12 protein-coding genes are annotated in these 13,105 nt (G+C 61.1%); 5 read left to right on the plus strand and 7 right to left on the minus strand.

Going from position 1 to position 13,105, the window contains the following annotated elements; all coding sequences use genetic code 11:
• Positions 1-34: 34 nt before the first annotated feature.
• Together CRO18_RS03060 and CRO18_RS03065 are read right to left on the minus strand one after the other, a co-directional pair.
• Positions 35-1,201, minus strand: coding sequence for a M20 aminoacylase family protein (locus CRO18_RS03060; RefSeq protein ID WP_076485156.1), 1,167 nt, complete (start codon positions 1,199-1,201; stop codon positions 35-37).
• An 84-nt stretch (positions 1,202-1,285) separates the two neighbouring features.
• A complete protein-coding gene (locus tag CRO18_RS03065) occupies positions 1,286-2,626 on the minus strand; it encodes an FAD-binding oxidoreductase (RefSeq protein WP_097081012.1) in 1,341 nt (446 codons plus the stop codon).
• A 247-nt stretch (positions 2,627-2,873) separates the two neighbouring features.
• On the opposite strand from CRO18_RS03065, the gene CRO18_RS03070 reads away from it, so the two are divergent.
• The 5 genes from CRO18_RS03070 to CRO18_RS03090 all read left to right on the plus strand — a co-directional run bounded on the left by CRO18_RS03070 (position 2,874) and on the right by CRO18_RS03090 (position 8,712).
• Positions 2,874-3,905, plus strand: coding sequence for an ABC transporter ATP-binding protein (locus CRO18_RS03070; RefSeq protein WP_097081013.1), 1,032 nt, complete (start codon positions 2,874-2,876; stop codon positions 3,903-3,905).
• Positions 3,898-4,977, plus strand: coding sequence for an ABC transporter ATP-binding protein (locus tag CRO18_RS03075; RefSeq protein WP_076485154.1), 1,080 nt, complete (start codon positions 3,898-3,900; stop codon positions 4,975-4,977). Before CRO18_RS03070 ends, CRO18_RS03075 begins: the two co-directional genes overlap by 8 nt.
• A gap of 1 nt (position 4,978) precedes the next feature.
• A complete protein-coding gene (locus CRO18_RS03080) occupies positions 4,979-6,682 on the plus strand; it encodes a peptide ABC transporter substrate-binding protein (protein WP_076485153.1) in 1,704 nt (567 codons plus the stop codon).
• Between the two features lie 124 nt (positions 6,683-6,806).
• Positions 6,807-7,814, plus strand: a complete 1,008-nt coding sequence (locus tag CRO18_RS03085) for an ABC transporter permease (protein WP_097081014.1) — start codon at positions 6,807-6,809, stop codon at positions 7,812-7,814.
• The gene (locus CRO18_RS03090; protein ID WP_083952166.1) at positions 7,807-8,712 is read left to right on the plus strand and encodes an ABC transporter permease; all 906 of its coding nucleotides are present in this window, start codon (positions 7,807-7,809) and stop codon (positions 8,710-8,712) included. The genes CRO18_RS03085 and CRO18_RS03090 overlap by 8 nt, the downstream gene beginning before the upstream one ends.
• A gap of 3 nt (positions 8,713-8,715) precedes the next feature.
• Here CRO18_RS03090 and CRO18_RS03095 read toward each other — a convergent pair whose 3' ends face one another.
• From CRO18_RS03095 to CRO18_RS03115, 5 genes are read right to left on the minus strand one after another with little or no spacing between them, the layout of a single operon-like run.
• On the minus strand, positions 8,716-10,287 hold the full coding sequence (locus tag CRO18_RS03095) for a cryptochrome/photolyase family protein (protein ID WP_097081015.1): 1,572 nt from the start codon (positions 10,285-10,287) through the stop codon (positions 8,716-8,718).
• Positions 10,284-10,433 (minus strand): DUF2256 domain-containing protein, encoded by a 150-nt coding sequence (locus CRO18_RS03100; protein ID WP_170952544.1) that lies wholly within the window; start codon positions 10,431-10,433, stop codon positions 10,284-10,286. Before CRO18_RS03100 ends, CRO18_RS03095 begins: the two co-directional genes overlap by 4 nt.
• A gap of 4 nt (positions 10,434-10,437) precedes the next feature.
• Entirely contained in the window at positions 10,438-10,989 is a 552-nt protein-coding gene (locus tag CRO18_RS03105; protein WP_097081017.1) for a glutathione peroxidase, read from the minus strand.
• Positions 10,986-11,690: a hypothetical protein gene (locus CRO18_RS03110; RefSeq protein WP_097081018.1), complete on the minus strand. Its 705-nt coding sequence runs from the start codon at positions 11,688-11,690 to the stop codon at positions 10,986-10,988. The genes CRO18_RS03105 and CRO18_RS03110 overlap by 4 nt, the downstream gene beginning before the upstream one ends.
• On the minus strand, positions 11,687-12,982 hold the full coding sequence (locus tag CRO18_RS03115; protein WP_249275974.1) for an NAD(P)/FAD-dependent oxidoreductase: 1,296 nt from the start codon (positions 12,980-12,982) through the stop codon (positions 11,687-11,689). The genes CRO18_RS03110 and CRO18_RS03115 overlap by 4 nt, the downstream gene beginning before the upstream one ends.
• Positions 12,983-13,105: the final 123 nt, after the last annotated feature.

A 13,105-nucleotide genomic window follows, 5' to 3' on the forward strand; every position in this document is an offset into this window, starting at 1 on the left:
CGCGAGGCCCCCTTTTAGCAAGCTTGTGTCCGCGTTACGCAGCAGGCATCCGGCTTTCGATCATCCCCGCATACCAGCTTGAGCCGAACGGGATCGCGTTATCATCGAAGTTATAGGCCGGATGGTGCAGGCTGGCGGTATCGCCATTGCCCAAGAAGATATAGGCCCCCGGACGCGCGTTGAGCATGTAGGAGAAATCCTCGCCGCCCATCAACGGCGCCACGCCCGTATCCACCGAGCCCGAAACAGCTTCGGCCACCGCCACCGCGTAATCGGTGTTTTCGGGGGCGTTCATCGTCACCGGATAGCCACGGTCATATTTGATCGCCACGGTCGCGCCATGCGCCGCGGCGATGCCCTCGACCACCGCTTTGAAACGGCCTTCAACATATTCACGCACTTCGGGTTCGAGCGTGCGCACCGTGCCGCGCAACAACACGGTTTGCGGGATCACGTTATGCGCTTCGCTTTCCGTGCGGAAGGTGCAGACCGAGACCACCACTTGTTTGAGCGGGTCGACATTGCGCGAAGAAATTTGCTGCAAAGCCACCACGATATGCGAGGCCACGAGCGTCGTATCAATGCCTTCATGCGGTTTGGCGGCATGACCGCCCTTGCCCGTCACCACCACTTCGAATTGATCCGCCGCCGCCATCATCGGGCCCGGACGCAGCGCAAAAGTCCCAAGCGGGATGCCCGGCGAGTTGTGCATGCCGTACACTTCTTGGATGCCAAAACGCTCCATCACGCCTTCTTCCACCATGACCCGGCCACCGCCGCCGCCCTCTTCGGCGGGTTGGAACAGCATCACGGCAGTGCCGTCAAAGTTGCGGGTTTCGGCCAGATATTTGGCCGCGCCCAAAAGCATTGCGGTGTGGCCATCGTGGCCGCAGGCGTGCATTTTGCCCGGCGTTTTGGAGGCATAGTCCAGCCCCGTCGCCTCATAGATCGGCAGCGCATCCATATCGGCGCGCAGGCCAATCACCCGGCCAGAGGTGTCGGTTTTGCCTTTGATCACGCCCACAACACCGGTTTTCGCTATACCTTCCACAACCTCGTCACAACCAAAATCGCGCAAAAGGCCCGCCACTTTGGCCGAGGTGCGCGGCAGATCGAACAGCAGTTCGGGGTTTTCGTGGATATCGCGTCGCCATGCGGTGATTTCGGGCAGCAACTCGGCAAAACGGTTCTTAACGGGCATGAGGGTTCTACTTTTCTTTCTGGTGAGGAACGTCAAATGCGTCTTCTGGGAACAGGTTTCCTCATTCACCCGTTCCCCGCAAGCTCAGAAGGTGGGGCCGATGTCGATTTTTGATCCATCGGTAAAACGCGACCAGCGGAACCGCGTCAAATCATGGCCGGGCGCATCGCCGCGCATCAGCGATGCCATCACCCGGCCCACGCCCGGGCCAATGCCAAAGCCATGGCCCGAAAGGCCGGTGGCGACGTAGAGCCCGTCAATCGGTGCAGCATCCAGCACCGGCACGGTGTCGGGCATCACGTCGATCATCCCCGCCCAAGTGCGCAAGAGCCGGGTCGGGCCAAGATCGGGGAAGGCACGTTCAAAAGCCATCTGCACCCGGCGCAGCAGCACGCGGTTCGGCACGGGGTTCAAAATCCGCATCCGCTCAAACGGGGTTTCTTGGTCATTTGACCAGCGCCGCTGCGTCAGCCACCCATCGGGGAAGCCCGGTGCGGGCGCGCGCGGGTGGATTAGCGTTTGCGAAAGATCGCGCCGCATTTGCGGAATGTATTTGCCGAAATGGCGCAACGCATCCGGCCCGCAGAAGAAATCATGCGTGGCCCCGGCTGCGAGTGTAAAACCGCCATCCAACCGCCGCCGCCAAGCAAAGATATCATCCACGCCCGAGGTTTCGGGCATGTCCGGCATCGGCAAGGTCTGCGCAACCGAGGCACGGACCGAAAGTTGCGGCAGCGAGAGCCCGTGATGGCGCAAGAAAAGCGACGACCAGGCCCCCGCCGCGACCAACACTTGATCGCAACGCAACCGACCTTGTTCGGTCACCACGCCAGCCACTTTGCCAGCGGCCAAATCAAGGCCCCGCACCGCGCAATTTTCAACAATCCTCACGCCAGCCTGTTCGGCCAAAGCCGCCAGCATCGGCACGGCGAAAAAGGGTTCGGCGCGCGCATCAGAGGGCGTGACAACGCCCCCAACCCAGCGCGCGTGATGCGGTACAAGGTCAGACAGTTCCGAGCGGGTCAGCAGACGGCTTTCGAGCCCATGCGAACGGGCCAATTCCACCCATTCCGCATAGCCTTCCATCGTGGCAGGCTTGTTGGCGATATAGGCGATGCCGCAGCGCTTGAAGCCCAGTTCCGGGCCAAGCTGTTCTGCAAAGCCCTCCCACAACCGCATCGATTCGATCATGATCGGCAGTTCGGCCGGGTCGCGCCCCTGTTGGCGGACCCATCCCCAGTTCCGGCTCGATTGTTCGCCCGCGACACGCCCCTTTTCCAACAGCACAACCTTCTTCCCCGCTTGCGCAAGGTAGTAAGCGGTCATCACACCAGCGACGCCCGCGCCAATCACCACAACATCGCAAGCCTCTGGCAACGGGCCAGAAAAACGAACGGGGTCATCGACCTGGATCGGGAATCGCATCGAGTGATCTTTCGGAAAGGGCGCGGAGGGGCGCGCGAGCGAACCTAGGCTTGCGCCCGCAAAGGGCAGGGTCAACCCAAGAACGGTGGGCAGGAGCTATGCACTTCCTGCAAGGCTGCCCCAACCGTTAGCGCTTGCGCCTGCCGCGAAAATCTCTAACAATCGGTCAAATATATTCACCTAATGGTGATTTGCGTCACAAATATCACCAAAAAACGGTGCAAAAACAAAAGACTGGGGGATCGCAATGCGCGAAGCTGCGCAGCCCGTGCTGGAGGTCAATGGCCTCAAGACGATCTTTCGTACCCGCGGCGGCGAGGTGCATGCCGTCAATTCTGTCTCTTTCGATCTAAAGCCCGGCGAACTGCTCGGCGTTGTCGGGGAATCGGGGTCCGGGAAATCGGTCACGATGATGTCGCTGATTGGGCTTTTGCCCAGCCCGCCCGCCGAAGTGCGTGAAGGCTCGGTGATGTTTGACGGGCTTGACCTGCTTAAATGCACGCCTGCGCAATTGCGCGCCGTGCGCGGCCCCGGTGTTGGCTTTATCTTCCAAGACCCGATGACCTCGCTCAACCCGGTTTTTACCGTGGGCTACCAGCTGCGTGAACCGCTGCTCAAACACATGGGTATGACCAAGGCGCAAGCGAATGTGCGCGCCAAGGAGCTGTTGGAGTTGGTGGGCATCCCCGATGCCGAGCGGCGCTTGAAAGACTATCCGCACCAGTTCTCGGGCGGGATGCGGCAGCGGGTGATGATTGCCATTGCGCTCGCCTGTGACCCGAAAGTGCTGATTGCCGATGAGCCGACCACCGCGCTCGACGTGACGATCCAAGCGCAAATCCTCGAACTGGTGAAAGACCTGCGCCAAAAACTCGGCATGGCGATCATCTGGATCACCCATGACCTTGGCGTGATCGCGGGCATCGCGGATCGGGTGATGGTGATGTATGGCGGCCAAATCGCCGAACAGGGGCCGGTGAAGGAAGTCTTCGCCCATCCGCGCCACCCCTATACCCGCGCCTTGCTGCAAACCGTGCCCTCTGTGCGCGGCGAACGCGCCGACAAACTCAATGTGATCGAAGGCCAGCCGCCGATCCTGCGCGCCGCGCCGAGCGCCTGTTCGTTCCGCGACCGCTGCACCCAGCGCTTTGGCGCCTGCGCGGCGGCGAACCCAGCCCGCTATGATGTCGGCCCCGGGCACGATGCGGCCTGTTTTTGGGATTTCGACACCGATGCCCCGCGCGCAGAAGCGCCTGTGAAGGAGGCTGCGCATGGCTGACGGCACCCAGACCCGCCTTCCGCTTCTCGAAGTTGAGGGGCTGAAGATGTATTTCCCGATCACCGCGGGCCTTTTCCGCAAGAAGGTCGGCGATGTGAAGGCGGTCGATGACATCTCTTTCACGATCTTCGAGGGCGAGACGCTTGGCCTTGTGGGGGAATCGGGTTGTGGCAAATCCACCTGCGGGCGCGCTATCTTGCGGCTTTATGAGCCGACCGAGGGGCGCGTTGTGCTGGGCGGCGAAGATGTGCTGGCCGCACCTCCGGGCGAATTGCGCGCCATGCGTCCGCGGATGCAGATGGTGTTCCAAGACCCGCAAGCCAGCCTGAACCCGCGCATGACGGTGGCGGGGATCATTGGCGAGCCGCTTGATGAGCACACCACGCTCAACCGCGCGCAAAAGCTCGCCCGGATTTATGAATTGATGGACAAGGTCGGGCTGAACCGTGACTTTGCCAACCGCTACCCGCATGAGTTTTCGGGCGGTCAACGCCAACGGATCGGTATTGCCCGCGCGCTTGCGCTGAACCCCAAGTTCATCGTCTGTGACGAGCCGATTGCCGCGCTTGATGTCTCGATCCAAGCGCAGGTGGTGAACCTGCTGGAAGAGCTGCAAGACAGCCTTGGTTTGACCTATCTCTTTATCAGCCACGATCTTTCTATGGTGCGCCATATCGCGGACCGCGTGGCGGTGATGTATCTGGGCCGGATCGTTGAACTGGCGAGCCGCGACGATCTTTATGACGCGCCGATGCACCCCTACACGCAGGCGCTTTTGTCTGCCGTGCCGGAACCGGACCCGAATGCCGAAACCTCGCGCAACCGGATCATTCTCAAAGGCGATGTGCCCTCCCCCGCAAACCCGCCCAAAGGCTGCAACTTCTGCACCCGCTGCCCGAAGGTGATGGATATTTGCCGCGAGGTGGAGCCGACCTTTGGTGAGGTAACGCCCGGCCATTTCTTGGCCTGCCATCTCTATCAAGAAGCCGCCGTCGGGGCGGCAAACTCCGGGGCCAACCCGGAGCAATCTGCAAGTCTGCAAGACCCCAACTTCCAACAAGGAGAAGCTTGATATGAAGTTGAAAACCGCCCTTCTCGGCGCTGCCGCGAGCCTTATTCTCGCGCCTGCTGCCTTTGCCGAACGCGGCACCGATGGCGAAGTGCGTATCCTGTACGCGCAAGCCGTTTCGACGATGAACGCCTATCTGTCGTCGGGCACGAAAGACGTCGAAGTTGGCAGCCTCGTACTGGAGCCGCTCGCGGGCTTCAACGAGAAGGGCGAGGTGATCCCGCGCCTTGTGACCGAGATCCCGAGCCTTGAAAACGGCGGCATCTCCGAAGACCTGAAATCCATCACCTGGAAAATCATTCCGGGCCTGAAATGGTCGGATGGCACGCCGTTCACCGCCCATGACGCCGTTTTCACCGCGAATTATTGCATGGACCCGGCCGGTGGCTGCGCCCAGCTCGCGCGCTATGAAGGCGTTGATAAAGTCGAAGCGCTGGATGACCTGACCGTTAAAGTCAGCTTCCATGAGCCGAAGCCGAACCCGTTCATGGCCTTCGTCGGCGCGACCTCGCCGATCCTGCAAGCCGCGCAATTTGCCAATTGCACCGGCGCGAATGCCTCGACCTGCACCGAAGAAAACTTCAAGCCGATCGGCACCGGCCCGTTCCGCGTGACGGAATTCCGCACCAATGACACGGTGATGCTGGAAGCCAACCCGAACTACCGCGACCCGGCGAAACCGGCCTTCGCGACCGCGCTTGTGAAAGGCGGCGGCGATGCCACCGCTGCGGCGCGTGCCGTGATGGAAACCGGCGAGTTCGACTACGCTTGGAACACGCAAATCTCGCCCGAACTGCAAGAAGAGCTTGCGGGTGCGGGCAAAGGTCAGTTCGTCAACGCGTTCGGCACGCTGGTTGAGCGGATCGAGATGAACATGACCGATCCGTCGCCGAACCTGCCGGAAGGCGAGCGTTCGACCGCTGCGCATCCGCACCCGATCCTGTCGGATATCCGCGTGCGCAAGGCGCTCTCGATGGCGATCGACCGTCAAATTCTGGTCGACATCGGCTATGGTGAAGCGGGTCGCCCGACCTGTAACCTCGTGCCGGCGCCGGAGCTTTATGCCTCCGACAACACCGACTGTCTGACCCAAGACATGGAAGGCGCGAAAGCGCTTTTGGCCGAAGCCGGTTGGACCGACACCGATGGCGACGGCATCCTCGACAAAGACGGCGAAAAGCTGAGCTTGGTCTACCAAACCTCGGTCAACGCGATCCGTCAGGACTTCCAAGCGATCATCAAACAATGGTGGAACGAGCTTGGGGTTGAGGTCGAACTGAAAACGGTTGACCCGTCGGTGTTCTTCGGCGGCGATGCGGGCTCGCCCGACACGTTCCAAAAATTCTATGCCGATGTCGAAATGTACGCCAACAACTTCGACGGCACCGACCCGGAGCCCTATCTGGCGCAATACACCTGCGACAAAGCTCCGAAGCCGGAAAGCCAATGGCAGGGTGAGAACATCAACCGCTTCTGTGACCCGGAATATGATGCGCTGATCAAACAGCTCACCGCGACGGGCGACATGGAAGAGCGTTCGGCGCTCGCCAAACGTCTCAACGACATGCTCACCAAAGACAGCTATGTGATCGTGCCGATCGTGGACCGTGGCCGTCTGTCGGCGCATTCCAACACGCTTGGTGGTGTTGTCCTCAACACTTGGGACAGCGAAATCTGGAACGCGTCGGACTGGTTCCGCATCAAGTAAGCCGTTCCTTGAAATCTGCGGTCAGATCGGTTTGGCCGGTCTGACCCGGGCGGGGGCGCAAGCCAATGGCTAAGCGCCCCTTCCCATTCCTCGAAAATGTAAAAAGAGAAGCCCCGAGGCGCCGATGTTCCAGTACACCCTGCGACGATTGCTGATCGCGATCCCGACGCTTCTGATCATCTCTTTGGTGATCTTCCTCCTGCTTGAAGCCGCCCCCGGCGACCCGCTCGGCCAAGTGCCGCTGACGGTTCCGCCAGAGGTGAAGGCCAAGATGCGCACCGCGCTCGGGCTCGATGCCGCGTGGTATGTGCGTTACTTCCTCTGGCTTAAGCAGATGTTCTTCATTGAGCCGATGCACCTGATCGACACGCTTTTTGGCACCGATCTGGCGCAGGGCGCGCAGCGGGTGATCTCGTTCCAATCGCGCCAGCCGGTGATGGACATCATCGCCGAGCGCCTGCCGCAAACGCTGACCGTTGTCGGCTCGGCCTATGTGGTCGGCGTGCTGATCGCTGTGCCGATTGGGATCATCTCGGCCTATCGGCAGTATTCGTGGTTCGACAACCTCGGCACCTTTATCTCGATGGTGGGCTTTTCTGTGCCGACCTTCTTCACGGGTGTGGCGCTCATCATCATCTTTGCGGTGCAGCTAAAGTGGTTCCCCTCGGTCTATGACACCACGCTTCAAGTGACCGATTGGGCGAGCTTCAAAGAGCAACTTCGCCAAATGGTGATGCCAGTCACCGTGCTTGCGCTTTACAACGCCGCGCAAATCTCCCGGTTCATGCGCTCGTCGATGCTCGATAATCTTGGGCAAGATTACGTCCGCACCGCCCGCGCCAAGGGCCTGACCGAAAAGGTCGTGGTGCTGGTCCATGTGCTGCGCAACTCGCTTATCCCCGTCATCACGGTCATCGCGCTGGGTGTGCCGCAAATCTTTGGCGGGGCCATCATCACCGAACAGGTGTTCAAGGTGAACGGGCTCGGCCAGCAGCTGATCTTGTCGATCCACGCCAATGACCTGCCGATGGTGATGACGCTGACCTTCATCTTTGCCACGCTGATCGTGACCTTTAACCTGATTGCCGATCTGCTTTACGGCATCCTTGACCCGCGGATCCGCTATGACTGAGACCACAACCGCTATCCGCCCGCCCCGCAACCAATGGTGGGATGTCTGGGACCAGTTCAAAACCCACAAGGGCGCGCTGGTCGGGCTGACGATCTTCATCACCATTTTGCTCGGCATCACCATCGGCCCGTGGCTGTGGGATATGGCGCCCACCTATGTGGACCTGCGCGCCCGCAACAAGGGCTTCTCGATGGCGCACCCCTTGGGCACCGACCAATTGGGCCGCGATCTGCTGGCGCGGATGATGGCCGGGGGCAAGGTGTCGCTCTCTGTGGGGCTGACAGCGATGGCGCTGGCCGTGTCGCTTGGCACCACAATCGGGGTTCTGGCGGGCTATTTCAAAAAGCTTGAAAGCCCGCTGATGCGGCTCACCGACCTGTTTCTGGCGCTGCCGCTGCTGCCGCTGCTGCTGTTGATGGTGACGCTCTTCCGCGAACCGCTTTCGCAGCGCTTCGGGCCGGAGGGCGGGATCTTCTTGCTGATCGTCACCGCGATTGGCGCGACGTCATGGATGCAAACAGCGCGGATCGTGCGCGGGGAGGTGCTGGCGATTAAAGAACGGGAATTCGTTCTGGCAGCGCGTTCGATTGGCACGCCCGCGCGGCGTATGGTGCTGCGGCACATCCTGCCCAACGTGATGTCGCCCATCATGGTCTCGGCCACGCTCGGGATCGCCACGGCGATCATCACGGAATCGGCGCTCTCGTTCCTTGGCCTTGGCTTCCCGCCGGACTTCCCGACTTGGGGCCGTCTCTTGTTTGATGCGGTGGACCAGATCCAGCTTTACCCGATGCGGGTGGTTCTGCCGGGCATCGCGATCTCGCTCACGGTGCTCTCGGTCAATTACATTGGTGATGGCCTGCGCGACGCGCTCGACCCGCGGATCCGGGGCCGCTAAGGCTTACCAATCGCCCAAAGACATCTGCGCCGGAGGCTCGCCCTCCGGCGTATTCATTTTGGCAAGGAAGTCTTCGGCATCGGCACAGATCGCGGCTTGCTCGGCACCATCGAACCGATCCAGCGCCTTATAGGGCAAGGCCATGCGCGGGTTTGCCCCGAACTTGTCGCGATGCGTGATCAGGAAGTTCCAGTAAAGATAGTTGAACGGGCAGGCATTCGCGCCCGTGCGGGCCTTGGCATCATAGCGGCACCCCCGGCAATAATCCGACATGCGCCCGATATAGGCAGCCGAGGCCGCATAGGGTTTGGAGCCAAGCCGCCCGCCATCAGCATGGGCCACCATCCCATGCGTGTTGGGCAGTTCGACCCAATCGAAGGCATCGGCATAAACAGCGAGATACCACGCCTCGATCTCGGCGGGGGCAATGCCTGCCAAAAGCGCGAAATTGCCCGTCACCATCAGCCGCTGGATATGATGGGCATAGGCGTTTTGGCGCGTGCCCCGGACCACCTCGGCAATGCAGTGCATCTTGGTTTGGCCAGACCAATAGAACCACGGCAGGGGCCGCTTGGCATTGAGGAAATTCGTTTGCCCATAGTCGGGCATTTCGGTCCAATAAAGGCCGCGCACGAATTCGCGCCAGCCAAGGATTTGGCGAATGAACCCCTCGGCGGCGTTGAGCGGCACTTTGCCTGCGGTATAGGCCGCCTCTGCCGCCTCGCAGGCCTCAGAGGCCGTCAAAAGCCCCGCGTTTAGTGCGGGCGACAAAAGCGCGTGGTAGAGGAAATCTTCCCCGGTCTTCATCGCATCTTGCCAATCGCCAAACTGGGGTAGGGCGTGGGTGATGAAATCTTCCAGCGCTTGCAGCGCCTCGGCCCGAGTGACGGGCCAAGCGAAGCGATCAAGGTCGCCGAAATGATCGGGGAATTGATCCTCCACCAGCGCCATCACTTCGCGCGTCGTTGCATCGGGGGTAAACCGCCGCCGCTTCGGCAGCTTATGGCCTTTGGGCAGGGCCTTGCGGTTTTCGGCATCGTAATTCCACTTACCGCCGACAGGCTTGCCCGCTTCCATCAAAAAGCCGGTGCGCCTGCGCATCTCGCGATAGAAGTTCTCCATCCGCTTGGTTTTGCCGCGTGAGGAGAGTTCCGCGAAATCTCTGATCGCGCAAAAGAAGCGGTCATCTTCGCGGACCTCAACCGGCACGCCCAAGACCTCTGGCCACGTCAGGATCATTTCGCCCACGCGCCATTCCCCCGGCCCAGTCAGCACCACCGATTGTGGCTTGTGGCGGGTAACGGCGCGGGCCAGTTCTCCGGTGAAGCTGTGGGTGTTTTCCGGCTCATCCAAGCGGACATAATCCACCCGTATTCCTTCCGCGCGCAGATCGGCAGCAAAGTGGCGCATCGCCGAAAGGAGGAACGCGATCTTTTGCTTGTGGTGGGGGACATAGGTGCCTTCTTCACGCACCTCGACCATCAGCACTACATCATGGCACGGGTCTATATCGGCGAGCGCGGAAAGCCCGCGCGAAAGCTGGTCCCCCAAAACAAAAATCAACCGACCCGTCATTTGCGCTTCGCCTCTCCCCGGCAGCGGTCAGAGCAAAAGCGCACCGCTTCCCAATCGCGTGCCCATTTCTTGCGCCATGCAAAGGGGCGGCCACAAGCCACGCAAATCTTTTGCGGCAGATCGCCCTTGCGGCGCATCTTTGCCACGGGCTCAAGCGCCCGGCAAAAGCGGCTCAAACGCGCGGCGAATATCGCCCGATTCCGGCTTTGTCATAGACCCCCACGTGTCGACCACATTGCCTTGGCCATCGATCAGCACCTTGTTGAAGTTCCAACGCGGCGCAAAGCCGGTCTGCTCCCGCACCCATTTGTAAAACGGATGCGCGTCATCGCCCGTCACATGGGTGATATCGGCCATCGGCAGGGTGATCCCATAGGTCAGCGTGCAAAACTCCGACACTTCCTTGGCGCTGTCGAGTTCTTGCTTGAAGTCATCTGACGGAACCGCCAGCACGACCAAGCCTTTCGGCCCATATTCTTCGTGCAGCTTTTGCAGCCCTTCTAGTTGCGGGGTGAAACCGCACAGCGACGCGGTATTGACCACCAAGACCGGGTGCCCCCGGAACTCTGCGGTATCAATTGTATCGCCCTCAATCGAGGCAAAGGTGAAGCTCGGCGGTTCCGCGGCGGAGGTGGCATTGCCACTTGCCCCTAATGCGCCAAAGCCTGTGAACAGGGCCAAAGCCATCGTTTTGAATTTCATCTCATCTCCCTTCTGCGTATCAGCCAAAGGCCCGCCAGCGCAGCAAGGCCCGCCGCGCACAGCGCCACAATGGGCAAGTTCTCGACTTTTAAATTGGCGACGATCACGCCCATCAGCGCCCAGCCAACAGCCAGCGCGTAGCTTGGCACATCTGGGCGGCGCCATGTCATGGCAAGGCCCACCACCAAAAGCGCGCTGAGCGTGAGGGCAGAGGCAACTTGCGCCGACAAGACGCCCTGACCAGCCAAAACAATCCCGGTGGCCACAGCCGTGGCTGCGCAAAGCCAGCCTGCATAAAGCCCCACGGGCCCCGCCGCCCAAAGCCCACTCGGCGCACGGATCAGGGCGGCCAAGGCCGTCGTGGCCATGAACACCAACATCACCGCCGCCGCGACGGGTTGCCAATTGGCGACCCAAATCCACGGCACGCCAATCGCAAGGCTTAGGCTCAAGGGGGCGCGCATCGCCTGCCAGGCGGGGGCGGTGCGGGCGCGCACCAACCCCCAGGTGGCCCCGGCCACCAACCAAAGATAGATCGCTCCCCAGATAGAAAAAGCCCAACCGACTGGCGCAACCGGCCAACGATCGGCGGGCACCGGGAATTGCCCCGGCGTGAAACCCTTAAACCCCTCCGTCAGCACGGGGGCGGCGGCAAAAGCCACCGCCAGCACCAATGTCAAAGGAGCAAGGAAGAACTTCATGCGGCCAAGCCTTGGCGAGACGCCCGCGACCAAGCGGGCCGTTCATTGGCCCAAGGGTCATTGCCAAGCGGCCAATCGCGCCCCAAAGCCTGCGCAACGCGCAAAGCCGACAAAAGCCCATCTTCATGGAAGCCGTAGCGCGTCCAGGCTCCCGCATACCAAATGCCGCCCCGGCCCTGAATTTCGCCCATCCGCTCCAGCGCGCCAAGAGCGGCGCTATCAAATTGCGGATGCGAGAAGGTCACTTCATGGTGGAGCGAATGCGGCTCATGTTCGGGGTTCAGCGTCATGATCAAGGGCGCATCGCTTTGCACGCCTTGCAGACGGTTCAGCCAATAGCTCATCGAAATCGGGCGGTTGCGCAGCCCGCCGGGGGGCGCAGCGGTCACATGGTTCCACGAGGCCCAAAGGTTGCGCCGGCGCGGCATGAAGCTTTCATCTGAATGCAGCACCATCCGGTTTGCCTCGACCTGAAAGGCGCCCAAAATCTCGGCCTCGTCTGCATCGGGGATCGCCAGCATCTCCAAAGCTTGGGGCGCATGGGCAGCGATAATCACCTGATCAAAGCGCTCTTCGCCCGCAGCCGTCGCGACCATGACACCACCGCTGACGCGGCGCACCGCTTTCACCGGGCTGGATTTCCGAATTTCAGCCACAGCCGCGCGGGCCAAAGCCTCGACATAGATCGAGGCGCCGCCCTTTACCGTCAGCCATTCGGGGCGCGGGCCGTGGCCCATCAGCCCGTGGCTTTCAAAGAAACGCAAAAACCGATCGGCAGGAAAGTCGAGCATGAAGCGCGGCGGGGTGGACCAGATCGCCCCGGACATCGGCATCAAAAACCGGTCGCGAAATTCGCGGCTCAGGCCCATTTCGGCGATCACCTCACCAATCACCCCGCCTTTGCCCGGCAGATGCTGCGCTTCGGCCATGAAGCGGCGAATGTCGCGGATCATCTGCCAATGCGAGCGATCAAAAAGCCGCTGCGGCTGGCCGAACAAATCTCGCATTCGCCCGGTGCCATATTCGTAAGCGCCATTGCCAAAGCTGGCAGAGAAACTCATCGGCGCGGGCTGAAGTTCTACCCCCAGCGTGTCCAGCAAGCCAGTGAACAGCGGATAGGTCTTGCGGTTGCAGACCAAAAAGCCGGTATCGACCGGCACGCCTTTCACCTCGATGGTGCGGGCGTGGCCGCCAATGCGTTTGCCCGCCTCGAACACCACCACCTCGTGGCCGCGCAGGAGCCACGCCGCCCCCAGCCCCGAAATGCCCGCCCCGATCACTGCAATGCGCATGTTTCGCCCTTTGTGTCGCATCTGGTGTGCTTGCGGCACACTGTCCATCCTTGCAATACGCATGAAGCGGCCTAAAGGTTGCATCAATTCTAGAAAATTTCACCTGCGAAAGGTTTCGCAGGA

Source organism: Rhodobacter sp. JA431, from assembly GCF_900217725.1.
Taxonomy (GTDB): Bacteria; Pseudomonadota; Alphaproteobacteria; order Rhodobacterales; family Rhodobacteraceae; genus Rhodobacter; species Rhodobacter aestuarii.

Excerpts from the sequence above, each read along its gene's own strand:
- CRO18_RS03060 (WP_076485156.1), bottom strand. The coding sequence starts at position 1,201 with ATGCCCGTTAAGAACCGTTTTGCCGAGTTGCTGCCCGAAATCACCGCA.
- CRO18_RS03090 (WP_083952166.1), top strand. The coding sequence starts at position 7,807 with ATGACTGAGACCACAACCGCTATCCGCCCGCCCCGCAACCAATGGTGG.
- CRO18_RS03075 (WP_076485154.1), top strand. The coding sequence starts at position 3,898 with ATGGCTGACGGCACCCAGACCCGCCTTCCGCTTCTCGAAGTTGAGGGG.
- CRO18_RS03070 (WP_097081013.1), top strand. The coding sequence starts at position 2,874 with ATGCGCGAAGCTGCGCAGCCCGTGCTGGAGGTCAATGGCCTCAAGACG.
- CRO18_RS03105 (WP_097081017.1), bottom strand. The coding sequence starts at position 10,989 with ATGAAATTCAAAACGATGGCTTTGGCCCTGTTCACAGGCTTTGGCGCA.
- CRO18_RS03115 (WP_249275974.1), bottom strand. The coding sequence starts at position 12,982 with ATGCGCATTGCAGTGATCGGGGCGGGCATTTCGGGGCTGGGGGCGGCG.
- CRO18_RS03085 (WP_097081014.1), top strand. The coding sequence starts at position 6,807 with ATGTTCCAGTACACCCTGCGACGATTGCTGATCGCGATCCCGACGCTT.
- CRO18_RS03095 (WP_097081015.1), bottom strand. The coding sequence starts at position 10,287 with ATGACGGGTCGGTTGATTTTTGTTTTGGGGGACCAGCTTTCGCGCGGG.
- CRO18_RS03065 (WP_097081012.1), bottom strand. The coding sequence starts at position 2,626 with ATGCGATTCCCGATCCAGGTCGATGACCCCGTTCGTTTTTCTGGCCCG.
- CRO18_RS03080 (WP_076485153.1), top strand. The coding sequence starts at position 4,979 with ATGAAGTTGAAAACCGCCCTTCTCGGCGCTGCCGCGAGCCTTATTCTC.
- CRO18_RS03110 (WP_097081018.1), bottom strand. The coding sequence starts at position 11,690 with ATGAAGTTCTTCCTTGCTCCTTTGACATTGGTGCTGGCGGTGGCTTTT.